This is a genomic window from Methylophilus sp. TWE2 (assembly GCF_001183865.1).
Taxonomy (GTDB): domain Bacteria; phylum Pseudomonadota; class Gammaproteobacteria; order Burkholderiales; family Methylophilaceae; genus Methylophilus.
Genome location: NZ_CP012020.1, coordinates 2,639,534 through 2,660,408, shown reverse-complemented (window position 1 = coordinate 2,660,408; position 20,875 = coordinate 2,639,534). Strand labels below are relative to the sequence as shown.

Annotated in this window: 21 protein-coding genes; 15 read left to right on the top strand and 6 right to left on the bottom strand. The window is 53.1% G+C overall.

Going from position 1 to position 20,875, the window contains the following annotated elements:
• The first annotated feature begins 3 nt into the window (after positions 1–3).
• From mraY to ACJ67_RS12455, 15 genes are all read left to right on the top strand, one after another.
• On the top strand, positions 4–1,107 hold the full coding sequence (gene mraY, locus ACJ67_RS12525) for a phospho-N-acetylmuramoyl-pentapeptide-transferase (protein ID WP_049639358.1): 1,104 nt from the start codon (positions 4–6) through the stop codon (positions 1,105–1,107).
• A 28-nt stretch (positions 1,108–1,135) separates the two neighbouring features.
• Positions 1,136–2,506, top strand: a complete 1,371-nt coding sequence (gene murD, locus ACJ67_RS12520) for a UDP-N-acetylmuramoyl-L-alanine--D-glutamate ligase (protein ID WP_049639357.1) — start codon at positions 1,136–1,138, stop codon at positions 2,504–2,506.
• On the top strand, positions 2,491–3,657 hold the full coding sequence (ftsW, locus tag ACJ67_RS12515) for a putative lipid II flippase FtsW (protein ID WP_082164045.1): 1,167 nt from the start codon (positions 2,491–2,493) through the stop codon (positions 3,655–3,657). The genes murD and ftsW overlap by 16 nt, the downstream gene beginning before the upstream one ends.
• A complete protein-coding gene (gene murG / locus ACJ67_RS12510; protein WP_049639355.1) occupies positions 3,654–4,736 on the top strand; it encodes an undecaprenyldiphospho-muramoylpentapeptide beta-N-acetylglucosaminyltransferase in 1,083 nt (360 codons plus the stop codon). Before ftsW ends, murG begins: the two co-directional genes overlap by 4 nt.
• Positions 4,733–6,139, top strand: coding sequence for a UDP-N-acetylmuramate--L-alanine ligase (murC, locus tag ACJ67_RS12505; RefSeq protein ID WP_049639354.1), 1,407 nt, complete (start codon positions 4,733–4,735; stop codon positions 6,137–6,139). The genes murG and murC overlap by 4 nt, the downstream gene beginning before the upstream one ends.
• Positions 6,136–7,041 (top strand): UDP-N-acetylmuramate dehydrogenase, encoded by a 906-nt coding sequence (gene murB, locus ACJ67_RS12500; protein WP_049639353.1) that lies wholly within the window; start codon positions 6,136–6,138, stop codon positions 7,039–7,041. The genes murC and murB overlap by 4 nt, the downstream gene beginning before the upstream one ends.
• Entirely contained in the window at positions 7,038–7,958 is a 921-nt protein-coding gene (locus tag ACJ67_RS12495; RefSeq protein ID WP_049639352.1) for a D-alanine--D-alanine ligase, read from the top strand. The genes murB and ACJ67_RS12495 overlap by 4 nt, the downstream gene beginning before the upstream one ends.
• A 17-nt stretch (positions 7,959–7,975) precedes the next feature.
• Positions 7,976–8,680, top strand: a complete 705-nt coding sequence (locus tag ACJ67_RS12490) for a cell division protein FtsQ/DivIB (RefSeq protein WP_049639351.1) — start codon at positions 7,976–7,978, stop codon at positions 8,678–8,680.
• Positions 8,681–8,715: 35 nt separating this feature from the next.
• Entirely contained in the window at positions 8,716–9,954 is a 1,239-nt protein-coding gene (ftsA, locus tag ACJ67_RS12485; protein ID WP_018987364.1) for a cell division protein FtsA, read from the top strand.
• An 80-nt stretch (positions 9,955–10,034) separates the two neighbouring features.
• Positions 10,035–11,195 (top strand): cell division protein FtsZ, encoded by a 1,161-nt coding sequence (gene ftsZ / locus ACJ67_RS12480; protein WP_049639350.1) that lies wholly within the window; start codon positions 10,035–10,037, stop codon positions 11,193–11,195.
• Positions 11,196–11,282: 87 nt separating this feature from the next.
• Entirely contained in the window at positions 11,283–12,218 is a 936-nt protein-coding gene (gene lpxC, locus ACJ67_RS12475; RefSeq protein ID WP_049639349.1) for a UDP-3-O-acyl-N-acetylglucosamine deacetylase, read from the top strand.
• Positions 12,219–12,237: 19 nt separating this feature from the next.
• On the top strand, positions 12,238–12,420 hold the full coding sequence (locus ACJ67_RS12470) for a hypothetical protein (protein WP_049639348.1): 183 nt from the start codon (positions 12,238–12,240) through the stop codon (positions 12,418–12,420).
• A 33-nt stretch (positions 12,421–12,453) separates the two neighbouring features.
• Positions 12,454–14,433, top strand: a complete 1,980-nt coding sequence (locus tag ACJ67_RS12465; RefSeq protein WP_231587178.1) for a transglycosylase SLT domain-containing protein — start codon at positions 12,454–12,456, stop codon at positions 14,431–14,433.
• Positions 14,434–14,489: 56 nt separating this feature from the next.
• The gene (locus ACJ67_RS12460) at positions 14,490–15,452 is read left to right on the top strand and encodes a complex I NDUFA9 subunit family protein (protein ID WP_049639347.1); all 963 of its coding nucleotides are present in this window, start codon (positions 14,490–14,492) and stop codon (positions 15,450–15,452) included.
• Between the two features lie 17 nt (positions 15,453–15,469).
• Positions 15,470–16,690: a multifunctional CCA addition/repair protein gene (locus tag ACJ67_RS12455; RefSeq protein ID WP_049639346.1), complete on the top strand. Its 1,221-nt coding sequence runs from the start codon at positions 15,470–15,472 to the stop codon at positions 16,688–16,690.
• Positions 16,691–16,709: 19 nt separating this feature from the next.
• Here ACJ67_RS12455 and ACJ67_RS12450 read toward each other — a convergent pair whose 3' ends face one another.
• The 6 genes from ACJ67_RS12450 to argB form a co-directional block, all read right to left on the bottom strand.
• Positions 16,710–17,645 (bottom strand): sensor domain-containing diguanylate cyclase, encoded by a 936-nt coding sequence (locus ACJ67_RS12450; protein WP_049639345.1) that lies wholly within the window; start codon positions 17,643–17,645, stop codon positions 16,710–16,712.
• A gap of 116 nt (positions 17,646–17,761) precedes the next feature.
• Complete coding sequence (locus tag ACJ67_RS12445) at positions 17,762–17,986, bottom strand: DUF2788 domain-containing protein (protein ID WP_018987356.1); 225 nt, start codon at positions 17,984–17,986, stop codon at positions 17,762–17,764.
• Positions 17,987–18,004: 18 nt separating this feature from the next.
• Entirely contained in the window at positions 18,005–18,598 is a 594-nt protein-coding gene (gene slmA / locus ACJ67_RS12440; RefSeq protein WP_049639344.1) for a nucleoid occlusion factor SlmA, read from the bottom strand.
• Positions 18,599–18,671: 73 nt separating this feature from the next.
• Positions 18,672–19,328 carry a pyrimidine 5'-nucleotidase gene (locus ACJ67_RS12435; RefSeq protein ID WP_049639343.1) on the bottom strand — a complete coding sequence of 219 codons (657 nt, stop codon included), beginning with the start codon at positions 19,326–19,328 and terminating at the stop codon, positions 18,672–18,674.
• A gap of 15 nt (positions 19,329–19,343) precedes the next feature.
• On the bottom strand, positions 19,344–19,961 hold the full coding sequence (locus ACJ67_RS12430; protein WP_049639342.1) for a glutathione S-transferase family protein: 618 nt from the start codon (positions 19,959–19,961) through the stop codon (positions 19,344–19,346).
• Positions 19,962–19,992: 31 nt separating this feature from the next.
• Positions 19,993–20,874 carry an acetylglutamate kinase gene (argB, locus tag ACJ67_RS12425; protein WP_049639341.1) on the bottom strand — a complete coding sequence of 294 codons (882 nt, stop codon included), beginning with the start codon at positions 20,872–20,874 and terminating at the stop codon, positions 19,993–19,995.
• Position 20,875 lies beyond the last annotated feature (1 nt).

Genomic DNA, 20,875 nt, shown 5'->3' with positions numbered 1-20,875 from the left:
CTTATGTTACTTGAACTGGCGAAATGGCTGGCAGTAGATATCCATGGATTTCATGTATTCAATTACATCACCTTGCGTGCTGTCCTGGCGACACTGACTGCACTGGCAATTTCATTCCTGGTCGGGCCTGGCATGATACGCAAGCTGACGGAATACAAGGTTGGTCAGTCCGTGCGCGATGATGGGCCGCAGACGCATTTGGTCAAGGCTGGGACACCGACCATGGGGGGCGCACTGATCTTGGTGGCTATCGCTATTTCTACCTTGTTGTGGGGCAATCTGCATAACCGTTTTGTCTGGGTCGTACTGGTCACTACATTGGGTTTTGGTGCGGTGGGTTGGGTCGATGATTACCGTAAGGTCGTATACAAAAATCCTAAGGGCTTGTCTGCCAAGGAAAAATATTTCTGGCAAAGCCTGATCGGTTTCGGTGTAGCCGGTTTTCTCTACGCCACCGCCACGACGCCGGTTGAAACCACGCTGATTGTGCCTTTTTTCAAACATCTGGTGTTCCCACTGGGTGCCGTGGGTTTCATCGTATTGACCTATCTGGTGATTGTGGGCAGTAGCAACGCCGTCAACCTGACCGATGGCCTGGACGGCCTGGCGACACTACCAACGGTATTGGTAGGAAGTGCTCTTGCCATTTTCTCCTATGTCGCTGGGCATGCAGTCTTTTCAAAATATCTGGGCATTCCATATGTGGCTGGTGCCAGTGAGTTGATGGTGTTTTGTGCGGCCATGGCGGGTGCAGGCCTTGGTTTCCTGTGGTTTAACGCCTATCCGGCAGAAGTGTTCATGGGCGATGTGGGAGCACTGGCATTAGGGGCTGCGTTGGGCGTGGTGGCCGTGATTGTGCGCCAGGAAATCGTGCTGTTCATCATGGGTGGCGTGTTTGTGATCGAGACTTTCTCAGTGGCAGCGCAGGTGCTGTATTTCAAATACACCAAAAAAATGACCGGTACAGGCAAGCGCATTTTCCTGATGGCGCCCCTGCACCATCACTATGAACAAAAAGGCTGGAAAGAGACACAAGTCGTTGTGCGTTTCTGGATTATCACCATGATGCTGGTGCTGGTGGGCTTATCCACCCTGAAACTGAGATAAAACACGGGATCACTCGTTGGGTCAACACATGAAAAAACACTTTGAACAACAGCGTATAGCCGTACTGGGACTGGGTGACACCGGCTTCTCAGCGTTGCGCTGGCTGCGCCAGATGGATGCGCAAGTGGTCATGTTTGATTCGCGCCTGCATCCATCGAACCTTGATCGCCTGCATGAAGAGTTTCCAGATGTGGAATACCATCTCGGTCCGTTCAATCCCTCTTTATTGGCGTTAATGGACATGATTGTGGCTAGCCCTGGGGTCTCATTAAAAGAGCCTGTCATTGTCGAGTTGATGGCACAGGGCAAGAGTGTGGTGGGTGATGTGGAACTGTTTGCACGCTTCCGCGCACCGTACGCCAAGGTGATTGCCATTACGGGCTCCAATGGTAAAACGACGGTGACCTCATTAGTTGGCGAAATCTGCAAACAGGCAGGCCTGAATACCATTGTCGCGGGTAATATCGGCCTGCCGGTGCTGGACACCTTGCAAATGACGGCGCCTGATGTGTATGTGCTTGAGCTGTCCAGCTTCCAGCTTGAAACCACCCACAATTTACAGGTCGATGCTGCGACTATCCTTAATCTGTCAGAAGATCATATGGACAGGTATGACGGCATGCACGATTACGGGCAAGCCAAGGCGCGGATTTACCAGAATGCCCGTATTGCCATCGTGAATCGTGATGATTCAGCAAGTGCAGTACTGGCTGGTCAGATGCCGCAAGTCTCCTTTGGCGTGAATCCTTCGCCAACCATCAACGATTACGGACTGAACGATGCAGGCTGGTTATGTGCCGGCAATCGGCACTATATTGAAGCCGACAGTCTGCAGATCCGTGGCAAACACAATATCGCCAATGCGCTGGCGGCAATTGCACTCACACAAGCCATCGGCATCGACAAAGTCTCTATCCTGCATACGGTGCAGTCTTTTGCCGGTTTGCCGCACCGCGTGGAGTGGGTGGCCAATATCGATGATGTGGATTTTTACGATGACTCAAAAGGCACCAATGTCGGTGCCACCTGTGCCGCCATCAGCGGTATGCTCAAGCAAGGCAAACCGCAAAAAGTGGTTTTGATTGCTGGCGGTGACGGCAAGGGCCAAGACTTCAACCCCTTGCGCGAAGCAGTATTGAACCATGCCAGGGCCGTGGTGTTGATCGGCCGCGATGGACCAAAAATTCAGCAGATTTTGCACAATTTGCAATTGCCGGTAGTGGATGCAGTGGATCTTACTGCTGCTGTGCACATCGCCAAAACCCTGGCTGAGCCAGGCGACGCCGTGCTGTTATCACCGGCCTGCGCCAGTTTTGATATGTTCCGCAATTACGAACACAGGGCACAGGTGTTTGTGGATGCTGTGAAAGCACTGGAGGCCGCATGCTTGGGCCACTAATGATGAACCGTGAGCGCTACAACTCGCCCAGTTACGATGCGTCGTTGTTATGGGTGGTATTGTGCTTGTTGGCGTTTGGCATGGTGATGGTGTATTCCGCCTCCATTGCTTACGCGGATTCCAGCAAGATGTTTGGCCATAACAGTACCTACTTCCTGATGCGTCAGGCGCTGTATATCGGCATTGGCCTGGTCGCCGCCGTGGTGGTGTTCCAGATTCCCATGGCCTGGTGGCAAAAAATGTCGCCTTACCTGTTCATCATGGGCATTGTGCTGCTCATCCTGGTCTTGATTCCCGGCATAGGCAAAGTGGTGAACGGCAGCCGCCGCTGGATTTCATTGCTGGTTATGAACCTGCAACCTTCCGAACTCATGAAGCTGTTTATTGCCATGTACGCCTCCGATTATGCCGTGCGCAAGGCCAGTAATATGCACAGCTTTAAAAAAGGCTTCTTGCCGATGCTGGGCGTCATGGTGTTTGTCGGTGTCTTGCTGCTTAAAGAGCCGGATTTCGGTGCCTTTGCTGTGACCGCCTCCATTGCGTTTTCCATTATGTGGCTGGGTGGCGTGAACCTCAAAGTATTCCTGGCCATGCTGGCTGCCCTGCCATTGGCAGTGATTGGCCTGGTCGTGATGGAGCCCTACCGTCTGGAACGTATGAAAGGGTTCCTGAATCCGTTTGATGACCCATTTGATACTGGTTACCAGTTGTCGCATGCCTTGATCGCGTTTGGCCGGGGTGAATTCTGGGGTGTGGGTCTGGGTGGCAGCGTAGAGAAATTGTTATACCTGCCGGAAGCCCATACCGACTTCCTGCTGGCGGTGGTGGCCGAAGAGCTGGGGTATGTCGGCGTGCTGGTGGTGGTATTGCTATTCGCCTGGCTGGTGATCCGCGCGTTCAGCATTGCCAAAGAGGCCGTCGCCAATGAGCGTTATTACTCTGCCTTACTGGCCCAGGGCATTGGTGTGTGGATGGGGGTGCAGGGCTTTATCAATATGGGCGTGAACATGGGCTTGCTGCCAACCAAGGGTTTGACCCTGCCACTGCTGTCTTACGGCGGTAGCGGTATTTTGGCCAATTGCATCGCCTTGTCAGTCTTATTGCGCATCGACTTTGAGAACCGCCGGTTGCAGAAAGGCTTGCAGACATGAGCAGCCAATACACACTCATGGTGATGGCGGGCGGCACCGGTGGCCATGTCTACCCTGCGATCGCGGTGGCTGATGTCTTGCATGCGCAAGGCTGGAAGATTGTCTGGCTGGCAACTGCGGGCGGCATGGAAAATCATCTGATTGCAGACAAGCCATATGACAAGGCCATGATGACCATGCAAGGTGTGCGAGGCAAAGGCTTGATGGGCTGGCTGACTTTGCCGGTGAAACTGGCGCGCGCCTTTACACAAGCACGTGCGGCCATCGGCCAGCACCGTCCAGATGTTGTGCTGGGGATGGGTGGTTTTGCGGCGTTTCCGGGCGGCGTGATGGCCAAGCTGGCGGGTGTGCCACTGGTGATTCACGAGCAGAACTCCATCGCAGGCCTGACCAATAAAGTGCTGTCCAAGATAGCTAACCGTGTGTTGACTGGATTCCCCAAAGCCTTGGGCAACAAGGGGGAAATGGTGGGTAACCCGGTGCGTGAAGTCATCACAACCCTGCCCACGCCAGATCAGCGGTTTGCCGAACATCACGGCGTGTTACGCGTATTGGTGGTGGGTGGCAGTCTGGGTGCCGTGGCGTTGAACACTTTGTTGCCACAGGCGTTCGCACAGTTGCCGGTCAATACGCGCCCGCAGATTATTCACCAGGCCGGTGAAAAGCAGATTGAGGCGCTTAAAAAGAACTATGCAGAAGCCGGTGTCGCGGCCGATTGCCGGGCCTTTATTCATGACATGGCTGAAGTGTATGCCTGGGCAGATTTGGTGATTTGCCGCGCGGGCGCACTCACTGTGGCAGAACTGGCCAATGTAGGCGCGGCCAGCATCCTGGTGCCGTTCCCGTTTGCTGTGGACGACCATCAGACCACCAATGCCGCGTATTTGCAGCAGGCGGGGGCCGCCTTGCTGATCCAGCAGCGTGACCTGGATGTGACGCAACTGGCAAATACCTTAAAAACGATTGATCGCAGCACCTGCCTGGAGATGGCAAGAAAAGCACGTGCCCTGGCGAGGCCGCAAGCCACGCAACAGGTTGCAGAGATTTGCCAGCAGCTGGCAACAGGAAAGTTAGCATGAAACATAAAGTCAAAAAGATCCACTTTATCGGCATAGGCGGCTCAGGCATGAGCGGCATCGCCGAAGTGTTGCTCAACCTTGGTTTTGAGGTGAGTGGTTCTGACCTGGCGAGCAACACGACTACCAAGCGTTTACAAGGTTTTGGTGCCACGGTATTTCAAGGGCATGCGACTGAGCACCTTGGCAATGCGGATGTAGTGGTGGTCTCCAGTGCGATCAATGAAGAGAACCCTGAAATTATCGCGGCGCGTGCGCGCAAAGTGCCCGTGATTCCACGTGCGGTCATGTTGGCCGAGTTAATGCGCTTCAAGCAGGGCATTGCCGTGGCAGGGACGCACGGAAAAACGACGACGACCAGCCTGATTGCCAGTATTTTGGCCGAGGCCGATATGGATCCGACCTTTGTCATTGGCGGCAAGCTTGAAGCGGCCAGCGCCAATGCCCGTTTGGGTACCGGTGAGTTGATCGTGGTGGAGGCCGATGAGTCTGATGCCTCCTTCTTGCACCTGACCCCCATCATGGCGGTGGTGACTAATATCGACCAGGATCACATGGACACCTATGAGCATAGTTTTGACAAACTCAAAACAGCGTTTGTGGAGTTCTTGCAGCAGATTCCTTTCTGGGGCATGGCCGTGTTGTGCATTGATGACGCCAATGTGCGTGAAATCCTGCCGCGCGTGACGCGTCCGGTGACGACCTATGGTACGCACGAGGAAGCAGCGATCCGCGCAGAAAACATCGTGGCTGACAACGGCAAAATGCATTTCACGCTGGTGCGTAAAAACGGCGTGACTGTGCGTAACGAGGTGACGCTAAACCTGCCAGGCCATCACTATGTGTTGAATGCGTTGGCGGCAATTGCGATTGCGACCGAGTTGAATGTCCCGGATGCCGCCATCCTGAAGGCGCTGGCAGAGTTCCGCGGTGTGGGCCGTCGCTTTGAGCGTTACGGTGAAATCCCGACTAATAACGGACAGCAACCCGGCCATTTCACGCTGGTAGATGACTATGGCCATCACCCGATTGAAATGCAGGCGGTGATTGCAGCCGCGCGCGGCGCCTTCCCGGATAGACGTTTGGTACTGGCTTTTCAGCCACATCGTTATACCCGGACGCGTGATTGCTTTGAAGATTTTGTAAAAGTGCTGTCGACCGTGGATGCGCTGCTGTTGACCGAAGTGTATTCGGCCGGTGAGTCACCGATTGTGGCCGCGGATACGCGTAGCCTGATCCGTGCCATCCGCGTCAATGGCAAAGTTGAGCCACGGTTTGTAGAAACCACGGAAGAGTTGCCTGCAACCATTCTTGAGAGTGTGTTGCCTGGCGATGTGGTGGTGGTGATGGGGGCCGGCAATATTGGCAGTGTGGCAGCCAAAACACGGGAGTTGGCCAGCGCATGAGTGCAACGGGTTTAAAAACGGACGGCTTGCAAGTGCTTAAAAACGAGCCGTTGGCCCGCTATACCAGCTGGCGCGTTGGCGGTCCTGCGGATCGGCTGGTGCTGGCTGACAGCGTACAAGCATTGCAGCAGTTTTTGCAGCAATTGTCGGCCAGTGAGCCGCTGACCTTTATTGGCTTGGGCAGCAATCTGCTGGTACGCGATGGCGGTGTGCGTGGGACGGTCGTGGTCATGCATCAGGCGCTGCAAGCGCTAGAGATACAAGGTGAGCGTATTTATGCAGATGCTGGCGTGACTTGTGCCAAGCTGGCGCGTTTTTCGGCTAGCCAAGACCGTGTTGGCGCAGAGTTTATGGCAGGCATTCCGGGCACTGTGGGCGGCGCGCTGGCGATGAATGCCGGTTGTTATGGTGGCGAAACCTGGCAATGGGTGGATGAAGTAAAGACGATTAACCGTGCAGGGGTTGTGCAAATCCGCGCCAAGGCAGAATATCAGCCCAGTTACCGCCATGTGGTACATCCGGCTGCGGATGAGTGGTTTTTGGGTGGCTGGTTTGCCGTGCCTGCGGGCGATGGCAAGGCCTCTGCGGAACAGATTAAACAGTTGTTGGCAAAGCGGTTGGCTAGCCAGCCACTAAATATGCCGAGTGCAGGCTCTACCTTCAGGAATCCTGAAGGCGATTTTGCCGCCAGGCTGATTGAAGCTACAGGCTTAAAAGGTCTCACCATCGGTGGCGCGCAGGTCTCAGAAAAGCATGCCAACTTTATTGTGAATCTGGGGCATGCCAGCGCAGCAGATATTGAAGCCTTGATCGAGCAGGTGAAAAGCACAGTGCTCGCCAAACAAGGCGTGGCATTGGTGCAAGAAGTTAAAGTCATTGGGGAAGGTGTTTTACAAGCATGAGTGCAAGTCAGTCTCAATTTGGCAAGGTAGCCGTGTTGTTCGGTGGTCGCTCCGGCGAACGCGAAGTGTCGCTCAAAAGCGGTTCTGCCGTGTTGGCGGCCTTGCAGCGCCAGGGCGTCGATGCGCATGCGTTTGATCCGGCCAGCCAAGAATTGTCTGCGCTCAAGCAGTTTGACCGTGCCTTTATTGCCTTGCATGGCCGCTATGGTGAAGACGGCACTATCCAGGGCGCACTGGAGCTGATGGGCATTCCTTACACCGGCAGTGGCGTGATGGCCTCGGCATTAGGTATGGACAAATGGCGCACTAAGTTGCTATGGACCGCCGCAGGTGTGACCACCCCTAACTACGTCCTCATGGATGACAGCACACACGCCGAGAATGTGGTGACTGCATTGGGTTTACCCTTGTTTGTGAAACCAGCCAATGAAGGTTCCAGCATAGGCGTGAGCAAGGTCAAGCAGGCAGGCGATTTGATGGCCGCCTACAACCTGGCAAAGCAGTCTGACCCGTTGGTGATTGCCGAACAGTTTGTCGGCGGTGGTGAATATACGGTCGGCATTCTGGGTGAAACTGCGTTGCCCATCGTGCGCATTGTGCCTAAAAACGAATATTACGATTACGAAGCCAAGTACCTGCGTGATGACACTGAGTACTTGTGCCCTTGCGGCTTATCTGCCGAGCAGGAAAAACAGATACAGGCCGAAGCGGTGCAAGCGTTCAAGGTCTTGGGCTGTCAAGGCTGGGGACGTGTGGACTTTTTGATGGATGACGCAGGTAAGCATTACTTCCTGGAAGTGAATACCAGCCCGGGTATGACAGACCACAGCCTGGTGCCGATGGCTGCTAAAGCAGCCGGCATGGATTTTGATGCTTTGGTCATCCGAATTTTGCAACAAACACTGGGTAACGTTTAAAGAGGACGATTGAAGCTATGTGGGATAGGCCAACATTGCTGAACTGGATTGCCAACCTGCTGTTTTCACTGGCAGTGGTGATGCTGTTCTATGCCTTGTTGTTTGTGGTGTTGCACCTGCCTATCTTCCCGGTCAAGCAGGTGCAGGTGGAAGGTAACCTGGATCACGTCAATCATGAACAGATCCAGTTGATTGTCAGCAAGTACCTCAAAGGTAATTTTTATACGCTGGACTTGCAGCGTACGCGCATTGCGTTTGAGAAGTTGCCGTGGGCACGCAAGGTGAGTGTACGTCGCCAATGGCCGGACACAATAGTCGTGCAGATTGAGGAACACCAGGCATTGGGCCGCTGGGGTGGGGTTGCCTTGGTCAATCGCCATGGCGAGTTGTTCCAGGCCGCGTCAGATTCGCAGTTGCCGACCTTTTATGGTCCTGGCGATGCCGTCAAGGAAGTGGCACAGGGTTACGCCAGTTTTGCGCAGATGCTGGCAGGGACGCCGCTGGAAATTCAGCAGCTGAGCCTGTCTTCACGCCGCGCCTGGGAGATTAGAACGGCCGATGGCCGACAAATGATGCTGGGTCGTGAAGCGGCCAAGCAGCGATTACAGCAGTTTGTGGCGGCTTACCGCCAGCAGGCAAGTATCGCAGAGAGTGACTGGCGTTATGCCGATTTGCGCTACCCGAATGGTTTTGCATTGCGCATGCCACGTGGTGGCGCCTGAAAATAAGACTGCCAGAAAAAGGTCAAGGAAGAAACATGAGTAGAGTCAGAGAAGATAAAAATTTAATTGTGGGCCTGGATATAGGCACCTCCAAAGTCGTGGCCATTGCAGCTGAGATACTGCCCGAAGGCACGTTGAAGGTGATCGGTGTCGGTCAGCATGCTTCCCGTGGCTTGAAGAAAGGCGTGGTGGTGAATATTGATTCCACCATGCAGGCGATCCAGCGTGCGATTGAAGAAGTCGAGCTCATGGCCGACTGCAAGATCAACACGGTGTACTCAGGCATCGCGGGCAGCCACGTCAAGAGCCTGAATTCGCATGGCATGGTGAAAATCAAGGAGAGCGAAGTCTCACAGATGGATATAGACCGGGTGGTGGAAACTGCACGTGCCATCGCCTTGCCAGCCGATCAGCAGATCCTGCATATCCTGACCCAGGAATTCATTATTGATGGCCAGGAAGATGTGCGTGAGCCGCTGGGCATGAGTGGCATCCGCCTTGAGGTGCGCGTGCATATTGTCACTGGTGCCATTGCAGCAGCGCAAAACATCATCAAGTGTATCAAACGTTGTGGCCTCGAAGTGAGCGACCTCATCTTGCAGCCATTGGCCTCCAGCGAATCTGTATTGACCGATGATGAAAAAGAGCTGGGCGTGTGTCTGGTGGATATCGGTGGCGGTACAACGGACCTGGCAGTGTTCAAGAACGGCGCGATTCGCCATACCGCGGTCATCCCGATTGCCGGTGACCAGATCACCAATGACATCGCTGTTGCCTTGCGCACACCGACGCAATCGGCCGAAGAGATCAAGGTCAAGCATGGCTGTGCCTTGCGCCAGCTGGCGGACCCGCGTGAAGTGGTGGAAGTGCCAGCAGTCGACGGCCGTGAGCCGCGTCAGTTGTCTTGCCAGGCATTGACCGAGGTGATTGAAGACCGCGTGGAAGAAATTTACGAGTTTGTGCAGCAAGAGCTACGTCGTAGTGGCATGGAGTCCATGATTGCCTCAGGCATTGTGATTACCGGTGGCGCGGCACAGATGCGTGGCATGGTTGAGCTGGGCGAAGAAATTTTCCACACCCCGGTACGCCTGGGCGTGCCCAGGGGCGTGGAAGGGTTGTCCGAGGTCGTGGGCAATCCACGTTATGCCACCGGCATAGGCCTGTTGCTCATGGCCAAGCAACAGGTAGAAAAACAAATGGTAGGTAATTTGCAGTCTGGGTCAGTTGGCAGACTGTTGGAACGAATGAAGAGCTGGTTTACCGGTAACTTTTAATTTTGGTCGTTTTTTATATGTTTTAGGGCGAGTGTGCGGGGCAAACCAATCACTCAAATAATAGGCAATGGAGGGTTAGTATGATTGAGATTTTTGATAAAGAGAATGACGGCGCCGTGATCAAGGTGATTGGTGTCGGTGGTTGCGGTGGTAACGCCGTTGAGCACATGATGACCAAGAGCGTGACTGGCGTAGAGTTTATTTGTGCCAACACAGACATGCAGGCGCTGAAAAAGAGCCATGCAAAAGTGGTATTGCAAATTGGTTCTGATATCACCAAAGGCCTGGGCGCTGGTGCCAAGCCTGAAATCGGCCGCGAAGCTGCATTGGAAGACCGCGACAGCATCGCTGAAACCATAGACGGCGCTGACATGCTGTTTATTACAGCAGGCATGGGTGGTGGTACCGGTACCGGGGCTGCGCCTATCATTGCCGAAGTCGCGCGTGAAATGGGCATCCTGACGGTGGCTGTGGTGACCAAGCCATTCTCATTCGAAGGCAAGCGCGCCAAGGTTGCCCAAGAAGGCCTGGAAGAACTTTCACAATATGTGGACTCTCTTATCGTTATCCCTAACGAGAAGCTGATGGACGTATTGGGTGAAGATGTGACCGTGGTGGAAGCTTACCGTGCCGCTAACGATGTATTGCATAATGCCGTGTCTGGCATTGCCGAGATCATCAACTGCCCAGGCTTGGTCAACGTCGACTTTGCCGACGTACGTACCGTGATGTCTGAAATGGGCATGGCGATGATGGGCTCTGCTGAAGCCAGCGGCCCTAACCGGGCACGTATCGCGGCCGAACAAGCGGTTGCCAGCCCATTACTGGAAGATGTCAACCTGGCGAACGCGCGTGGCGTGCTGGTCAACATCAGTGCCAGCGGCAGCTTCAAGATGCGTGAATACTATGATGTGATGAACACCATCAAAGAATTCACCGCAGAAGATGCCACAGTGATCGTGGGTAACGTCATGGACGAAAGCATGGGTGACAACCTGCGTGTGACCATGGTGGCGACCGGTTTGAACGGTTCACTGGGCAAACGCCAGGCCAAACCAGAGCTGAAAGTGATGACAACATTGCGTGATGGGACGACTAACCAGCCTATCTTCAACACAGTAGAAGAAGATGAGCCAGCCGTATTTACCAGCAACAGCCGTCGCGCGCAGGTAGAAGCCATGAAAAACTCCGGGATTGAAGAATATGATATCCCAGCGTTTTTGCGTAAACAGGCTGATTAATCGCCCAGCCTTGATTGGCCAGACGAATGATTAGTAACTAAAGAGATTGGCTTATAATGGAGCCAATCAGTTAATACAGAGAAAACCATGTTAAAGCAACGCACGCTTAAACAAACGATCAGCGCCACGGGCGTTGGGCTGCACAGCGGTGAAAAAGTCACGCTGACGCTCAAGCCTGCGCCCGCCGATCATGGTGTCGTGTTCCAGCGTGTCGATTTGCCCGATGCGCCTGCCATGCGGGTCGCCCCGACGGCAGTGAACGATACCCGCCTGAGCTCCGCCCTAGAGTTTTCAGGTGCGCGCGTTGCTACCGTGGAGCATTTAATGTCTGCTCTCGCCGGTCTGGGGGTAGACAATATACTGATAGAGCTGACGGCTGCTGAAGTGCCCATCATGGATGGCAGTTCGGGGCCGTTTATCTATCTGTTACAAACGGCCGGACTGGCAGAGTTGGACGCGCCCAAAAAGTTTGTGCGTATCCTCAAGCCGGTAGAAGTACAAGACGGTGATAAATGGGCAAAATTTACACCGCATCATGGCTTTAAAGCCGAATTTACCATTGATTTTGCACACCCTGTGTTCGAGTTCTCTGGTAAAACAGTCACTATCGATTACGACAGCCAAAGTTATGTCGACGAGATCAGCCGAGCACGTACCTTTGGTTTTATGCACGAGGTGGAGTACCTCCGTGCGAATGGCCTGGCTAAAGGTGGTAGCCTGGATAATGCGATTGTGCTCGATGAGTACAAGGTATTGAATGGAGGCGGATTGCGTTACGACGATGAGTTCGCCAAACACAAGGTGCTAGACGCCATAGGCGATCTTTACATCCTGGGCTATCCGATTATTGGTCAGTTTACGGCTTTCAAGTCCGGCCATGCCCTCAATAACCAGTTGTTGCGAGCACTGCTGGCCGATGATTCCGCCTGGGAATATTGCACGTTTGATAATGATGCCCAAGCGCCGGTGGGCTTCCTCAAGCAGCGCGAGTACTTTAAGCCGGCACCCCTGTTGCCAGTGTAAGCCCAGGCAGATCGCGTCTATGTGGTGGATACGTATTTTATTTACAGTCTTAGTGATCAGCACCCTGGTGCTGGGGCTATTGGGTTGGCAAACAGGCCAGCCACGTTACTGGCGCTGGCTTAAAATGGTCTGGCGTGGCGGTTTTGTGGTTATCCTACTGCTGTTGCTGTTTTTCTTTCTGAGTCGCTTGGCCAGAATTTGATTGTCCTCACGTGATGCACGTGATTGTTGGCGCATGAAGACTAAACTCAATTCTCTCCTCGTTTTTGCTGCTTGCCTGCTGGCGATGACCAGGTCAGTGTTTGCTGGAGATAGCGAAGTCTACGTGCAGGCAAAGCAGGCGTATCAGAGTAGAAACCTGCCGCAACTGGTTGAAGCCACCGAAACGCTCAGGCAACGTCGTTCCCCGCTATTACCTTATCTGCAATACTGGCAAATGATTCTGACCCTGGATCAGCTTTCTTATGACCAGGTACAGGCTTTTTTACAGGAAAACAACGAATCTCTGCTCTCGCAACGTGTGCGGGAGCTGTGGCTGAAGCGCCTGGGACGTGTGCAGTTTTGGGACCAGTTTGTGGAAGTGCGTGCGCAAATCCCGATGTATTACAGCTTCAATGATTTAGGTAACCAGTGCTATCAGGTGCAGGCAGGGATCGCGCTGGATGATCCCAATGCCTATGAAGATGGCAAAAAATTGCTGCTGGATGGCAAGGACTTACCAGCTGATTGCCAGGGCATGATGGAGGCTTTGCAGCAGGTTGGCGTGCTCGACGAAAAACTGTTGCTTACCCTTTACAGAGATGCTTTGTTTAGTAATAAAACCGGCCTGGCCAAGGTGCTGGCCAAGCGTAGCAGCAAAACCGATGCTGGCATATTCAAACAAATTGATGAGATGGCGCAGAATCCGGCACTGGCTCTTAAGAAGGGAAATATCCAGCAACGCTCTGCCTATAGCCGTGCACTGTATTTATATGCCATACATCGCCAGGCCAAAGCAGATATCAATGTGGCAAAGGCCAGTTACCAGAAGTATAGCGGCTTGCTGGATAACGAAGAAAAGCAACTCGCCCAGGCGTATATCGCGCTAGAAGCGGCACGCAAACACGAACCAGAAGCCTTGCAAGGATTTAACCGAGTGAATGCATCCATACTCAGCAGCGAGCAGTGGGAATGGTATGCTCGCAGCGCCTTGCGCCAGCAGGATTGGGAGCGCTTACTTAAAGTCATTAATGACATGCCTGCCGTATTGGCCGAAGAGGCTGCCTGGCGTTACTGGAAAGCCCGTGCGCTGATTGCCAAAGGACAGATGGCGGATGCCAACCAGATACTGGCCAAATTGTCACAAGAGCGGCATTTTTATGGCTGGCTGGCGGCTGAAGACTTGGGACCGGTGGCAGGGGAACCTATGGCTACTTATCAGCCTGCAGATGAAGAAGTGCGTCAGTTTGCCAGGCAGCCTGTCATCAAGCGTATGGAAGCGCTATTTGACGCAGATGCGCGCTATGAAGCACGGCTGGAGTGGATGTATTTGCTAGAGGCGCTGGATGATCCTACGCGTATTGTCGCCGCACAATATGCCTTGCTCAAAGGCTGGTATGACCTCGCCGTGCTGGCCGCCGACAAAACCAGCCGTACACATAATTTTGAACTGCGTTACCCCACGCCATACCGCGATTACCTGCAAAAGGCTTCACGCAGCCGCGCGATTGATGAGGCCTGGGTCTATGGCATTATCCGCCAGGAAAGCCGGTTCATGCATTATGCCAAATCTTCCGTTGGTGCCGGGGGGCTCATGCAGGTGATGCCAGCCACAGCCAAATGGATTGCCAAAAAACTGGGTTTGAATGGCTATCATGATGGCATGCTGCATGATATTGATACTAATGTGAACCTGGGGACGTATTACATGCGCTATACGCTGGATACTTTTAACGGCCAGGAAGTCATGGCGACCGCTGCCTACAATGCGGGACCCAGCCGTGCGCGTCGCTGGGCCGCTAATACCCCGCTCGAAGGTGCCATTTATGCTGAAACTATCCCTTTCAGTGAAACACGCAATTATGTCAAAAAAGTACTAGCCAATGCACATATGTATGCACCAAGGCTGGGGCTACCCATGCTGACACTTAAAAAGCGGCTGGGGGTCATTCCCGCCCGTGCGGTCGCTGAGGTGGAAAATGTGACGACGACCATTGTTATTTCAGAGCAAGAGTAGCTTCTCTGGGTATTTTGGTACAATAGAAACCATTGCAAGACGTATCAGGAATAAGCATGATGAAGACAGTGACTGTATTAGGCGGTAGTGGTTTTGTAGGCAGTAGTGTAGTTGCCCGGCTGGACCAGGCCGGCTACAAAGTCAAGGTGCTGACGCGCAGGCGCGAGCAGGCCAAGCACTTGATCCTGTTGCCCAAAGTGCAAGTGGTCGAATGTGATATCCATGACCATGCCGCCTTGAAAACGCAATTACAAGGCAGCGATGTTGTCATCAACTTGATCGGTATCCTGCATCAAACACGTGATAACGGCTTTGAGCAAATGCATCACCAGTTTCCACGTCGCGTGGCGCAGTTGTGTGAAGAATTGGGCATCTCACGCTTGTTACACATGAGCGCACTGCAAGCCTCAGCTAGCGCGCCCAGCGAATACTTACGTAGCAAAGCAGCCGGTGACCAGGCAGTGATGGAGTACAGCAAGAAACTGAATGTCACGATTTTCAGGCCATCGGTGATTTTTGGTACGCGTGACCGCTTTATCAACCTGTTTGCCAAACTGATCCAGTGGATTCCAGTGCTGGTATTGGCCATGCCACAAGCCAAATTCCAGCCGATCTGGGTAGAGGATGTGGCTGCCGCTATGGTGAATGCGGTGGATGAACCAGCGACCTACGGAAAAATCTATGAACTGGGTGGGCCGGCCATTATGACCTTGCAGCAAATCATGGAAGCGGTCATGAAAACCATTCATGTCCAGCGACCCATCATAGGCCTGAGCCTCAGGATGTCTCTATTGCAAGGCAGCTTTATGCAATTACTGCCGATCAAGCTGATTTCCCGCGATAACGTCAAATCCATGCAGGTCGATAATGTCTGCCAGCAACCGATGGCCAATGAACTGTGCGTGGTACCCACCGATATGTTTGCGGTCATTTCCGGCTATCTGGTCAAAAACACCCCTCGCGGTGCCTACGACCATTTCCGTGCCGCAGCTGGCCGAGTGATCAACGCCAGGCGCTAAGCTCCACCCGTTCAGTCATGCAGATTTATCAGGTAGGAGGCGCTGTACGCGATAGCCTGCTTGGCCTGCCGGTCAAGGACCGCGATTACGTGGTCGTGGGTGCCACACCCGATCAGATGGTAGCAGCTGGATACCGGCCGGTGGGCAAGGATTTTCCGGTGTTTCTGCACCCACATACCCAGCAGGAATACGCACTTGCCCGTACCGAACGCAAAACTGCGAAAGGCTATAAAGGGTTTAGCGTGTATGCCGATCCCAAGGTCACGTTGGAAGAAGACCTTGCTCGCCGCGATTTCACCATCAATGCGATTGCCCAGGCTGAAGATGGCAGCTTGATCGATCCATTTCAAGGTCAGGCTGATATTCAGAAAAAAACATTACGCCATGTGACCGAGGCTTTTAGTGAAGATCCGGTACGCATATTGCGCGCAGGCCGTTTTCTTGCACGGTTCACAGATTTTTCAGTGGCACCTGAAACCCTGGCGCTGATGCGCAGCATGGTTGCTGCTGGGGAAGTGGACGCGCTAGTGCCTGAACGTGTCTGGCAGGAGATAGCCAAAGGGCTGATGGAAAAGCAACCTAGCCGCATGTTTGAAATGTTGCGCGATTGTGGCGCGTTACAGGTGATATTGCCTGAACTTAATCGCTTGTGGGGCGTGCCACAAACCGCCACTTATCATCCCGAAATTGATACCGGCATTCATGTCATGATGGTGATTGATTATGCTGCGAAACAAAGCTACGGCTTGCCAGTACGCTTTGCCGCACTCACGCACGACTTGGGCAAGGGCACGACGCCTGCTGAGGTACTGCCACGCCATATCGGCCATGAGTTGCGCAGTGTGGATCTGATACGTGAGGTGGTTGCCCGCCTGCGTGTGCCAAATGATTGCAAGGACTTGGCCCTGGTGGTGGCCAAGTACCATGGCAAACTACATGCCGCCAGGCAAATGAAAGCCAGCACCTTGCTGCAGTTTCTGGAAGAACTGGATGCGTTCCGCCAGCGTGGGCGCTTCGAGGACTTTTTACTCGCATGCGAATGCGATAGCCGTGGCCGCCTGGGACTGGAAAATTGTCCTTTAGACGATGCCAAGCACTTGTCAGCCGCTTTGCAAGCGGCGGGGACGGTAGATGCAGGCGCCATTGCACAAACATGCCATTCCCCGGCACATATCAAGCAGTCTGTTGCAGAAGCCCGTATACAGGCGATACAGTCTGCACTTCGCTTAACGCATTAAGTTGCCCAGCTGATTTGGGTCAGGTGCTTTTCACTACGATACGGTTGCGGCCGTCGTGTTTGGCCTGATACATCAGCGCATCTACCGACTCAACAAATGCTTTAAGGTCATCGGTTGGACCAGGCGTCATACTGCCAGCACCGACACTAATCGTCAGTATCTGGCTGATTTCCGATTTCGCATGCGGGATTTGTTCCTTGAACACCAGATTACGGCAGCGCTCGGCAATCTTGCTGGCTGAGAGCGCATTGGTCTCAGGTAAAATCAGTGCAAATTCTTCACCACCAAATCGCGCAAAAAAGTCCTTGGCCCGTACGCCGGCGTGAGACAGGGTTTTCGCCACCTGTTTTAGCACTTCATCCCCCTGGAGGTGCCCGTAAAAGTCGTTATACTGCTTGAAATAGTCGATATCAATCATGATCAGTGACAGCGGCTGCTGATGCTGCCTGGCTTCCAGCCATTCGCGTTCAAGCACGCTATCAAACATTCGGCGATTGGCAACCCCGGTGAGGCCATCCTTGTACGAAAGCTCTTCCAGCTGTTTTTGCATGTTCAGCAGCTGTTCTTCGGTTTTTTTGCGTTCGCTGATATCAAACATGAAACCGATCAGGGCTTCCGGTTCGCCACTTGGCGTCCGTATGACATGCACCACGTCGCGGATCCACACATAACTGCCATCTGCGGCCAGTGCCTTGTAGTCTGCTTCATGGTCTAAACCCTGGAGGGACTGCTGCACACAGAAATTAAATACACGCTCACGGTCTTCTTCATGAATACGCGCGACCCAGTCTTCTACGGAGTGCCAGCTTTCTGGCGCCCAGCCTAATAAAGGTTCGATCTGTGGACCGATATAGGTGAATTGCTTACTGGCCCAATCTATCTTCCACGGAATAGCCTTGGTTGATTCGAGTAAGGTTTTGTAGGTATCGCTATCATTAGGAGGTGAGTTATCCATAGCCTGCAAGTTTTTATCGCTGTTGATAATCTAGGGCCTGTGATCTGCATCGCAATGGTCTGCAGGAGCACCTACGAAATAAAGTATTAATTACTGCCTGGCCAGCTACTGAACAATTAATGGATATTCAGATAATGCTGTATCAGCAGTTTGGCCACGAAACCCACCATGCCTAGGGTGAGTGCAAGAAATAAGGCAAATGTCCCGGTTTTGCCTGCCTTGGATTTCCAGGCCAGATTGCCGACAATAAATACGATGAACAGGATCAGGCCAGCGAGGCCCCAGCTCATACCAAACTCGGTCAGCTGGGCTTCATTCATGCCAAAAACGGTGGTTTCCATCTAAAACTTTCTAATCTTCTATTGCAAACAGCCGGTAATCAATTGCGTCACATGCTGTTCAAGGTTGTCACTGGGTTTGCGCTTGAAGCCACTTTTGGCAAACGCATGCCAGCGGCCCAGCACAAAGCTGATCATGGTATTAGCCGCGATGCCTGCATCAGTGATCTTGTTGCCTTGCGCTTCGGCGATGCGCAGCGATTGTTTTAGGCTGGCTTCCAGGCGGTCCAGTAACTGGTTGATACGCGCTTGCAGGGCTTCGTCTTCATTGACCAGTGCGTCGCCGATCAATACCCGTGACATGCCGGGATTGCGCTCGGCAAACTTCAGCATGGTTTGCAGCATCAGTTGCACCTGCTTAAGTCCATCCGTTTCATCGCTGGTGATTTTATTCATGACGCCAAACAATGCGCTTTCGATAAACTCAATCAGACCTTCAAACATTTTGGCCTTGTTGGCAAAGTGGCGGTATAACGCCGCTTCGGAGACATCCAGTTTGGCCGCCAGGGCCGCTGTCGTGATTTTTTCGCCACGCGGGGTTTGCAGCATACCTGCCAGTGTTTCCAGAATCTGCTGCTTACGGTTTGCGCGTGCTTCTTTATTGATCGTTGCCATAATGATTTCCGTGACCAGGCCCTGTTGACCCTATTGAAGTTGTTATTTTGGCTAGTATTTTAACTGTATTCGCTCAGCACGGGAATGGATGTGGTGCTTTTTTCAGTGCACAGTGAGTGAGTGCCAACACATGCGGCAACCTATATTGCACAAAGTTTGGCTTATGCAAACGACGGCTGATCCACACGGTACGCATGCCTAATCGTTTTGCGGTCATCAATGCTGGCAGGCTGTCTTCAAACAAGGTGCAGTCGGTGGCCCGGCAACGTAACTGGCGTAACAATAGCTGGAATCCACGTACGCTGGGTTTGGCATGAAAGCGGCTGGATTCGACGCTAAATACCAGTGAAAAACAATCTGCAATACCGAGCACTTGTAGGACGCGCATGGCATAGACGCGTGGAGCATTGGTGAATACGCATTTGCGCCCTGGCAGGCTGTTGAGTAATTGCCTTAGCTGGCGGGTGGTTTGCACCATGTCGTCGGTTAAAAAAGCGTGCGTTTCGGCCAGGAAGTGATACGGGTTGACGCCGTGATGGCGCATCAGTCCTTTCAGAGTCGCGCCATAAATACGCCAGTAATGCTGCCGCAACTGGTGAGCTTCCGCTTCCTCCATCTCCAGCCTCTGCATGATGTAGCGCGTCATGCACTGGTTCATGACCGGGAATATCTGTGCCGAAGCGTTGTGCAGGGTGTCATCCAGATCAAAAATCCACACCCGGCGTGACATCGCGTATTGATCCGCTTAAAGGGCGTCTGCACGCAACTTGGCAGGGCGTTGCAGCAGACGGTTTACATACTCCTCAAACACCTGGCGTGGCTGATAAGCCTTGGTGTAACGCATGCCAAAGTTCAGGTGGGTTGCCAGATAGACGTCTGCTGCCGTGAACTGGTCACCGACCACATAAGCATGCTGGCTTAAATGCGACTCAAGCGTATTCAGTGTCAATGCCATGGAGCCAAAACCAAGAAAAGCTTGGCAGGGCGTGCCCAATGGGGTTTTTTGTGGTGTTTTCCAGCCAAGAAACTCAGCTGTAGTCGCCGCTTCCAGTGGGCCTGTGATAAAAAACATCCAGCGGTAAAATGCTGCCCTGTCGGGAGAGCCAGTAGCGGGCATCAAGCCTTTTTCGGGAAAAGTATCCGCGAGATAGGTCAAGATGGCTGCCGTTTCAGTGACAACGGCTTCTCCATGTTTGAGGGCAGGCACCTTGCCCATGGGATTGATCGCCAGATATTCTGCCTCTTTCATGGGCTGGCCAAAATCCAGCCACACCACTTCATAGTCCAGCGCCAGCTCCTCAAGCAGCCAATGCACGGCGCGGCCACGCGACAGTTTGTTGCTGTATAAAACAATCTCGGCCATGGTTAACGGGTTGTCAGCGGTGGAGGTAGGATTATTTGGCTTTAATCAGAGTGCCTACGCCCTCGTCGGTCAACACTTCCAGCAACAATGCATGCTCCACGCGACCATCAATGATGTGCACAGACTTGACGCCACTGCGGGCGGCATCCAGTGCGGAGCCGATTTTTGGTAGCATGCCACCACTCAGTGTGCCATCTTCTACCAAGTCGTCAATCTGTTTCGGGGTGAGGCCAGTCAGCAACTGCCCGCTTTTGTCCAGCACACCCGGCGTGTTAGTCAATAAAATGAGTTTTTCGGCATTGAGTATCTCTGCCAGCTTGCCAGCCACCACATCGGCATTAATGTTATAAGTTTCGCCATCTTTGCCAACGCCAATCGGGGCAACCACTGGAATAAAGTCACCACTGTCCAGAAACGTGATGATGCTGGGGTCTATGCCCGAAATTTCACCAACATGGCCCACGTCTATCATTTTGGTTGGATCCTTAAGGTCTTCCATGAGCAATTTGTGCGCATGGATAAAGTTGCCATCCTGGCCGGTCAAACCGACAGCCTTGCCGCCATGACGGTTGATCAGGTTCACAATCTCTTTGTTGACCTGTCCACCCAACACCATTTCCACCACATCCATGGTTTCCTCGTCGGTGACACGCATGCCTTGGATAAACTCGCCTTTTTTGCCTAGTTTATCCAGCATTTCATTAATTTGCGGACCACCGCCATGGACCACGACCGGATTCATGCCTACCAGTTTGAGCAGCACAACATCTTGCGCAAAGCATTCCTTGAGGCGGTCATCTGTCATGGCATTGCCGCCGTATTTGATGACGATGGTTTTGTCAAAAAAGCGTTTGATGTAGGGTAAGGCTTCAGACAGGGTTTGCGCTTTTTGGCTAGCGGTGGAGGTTTGCATA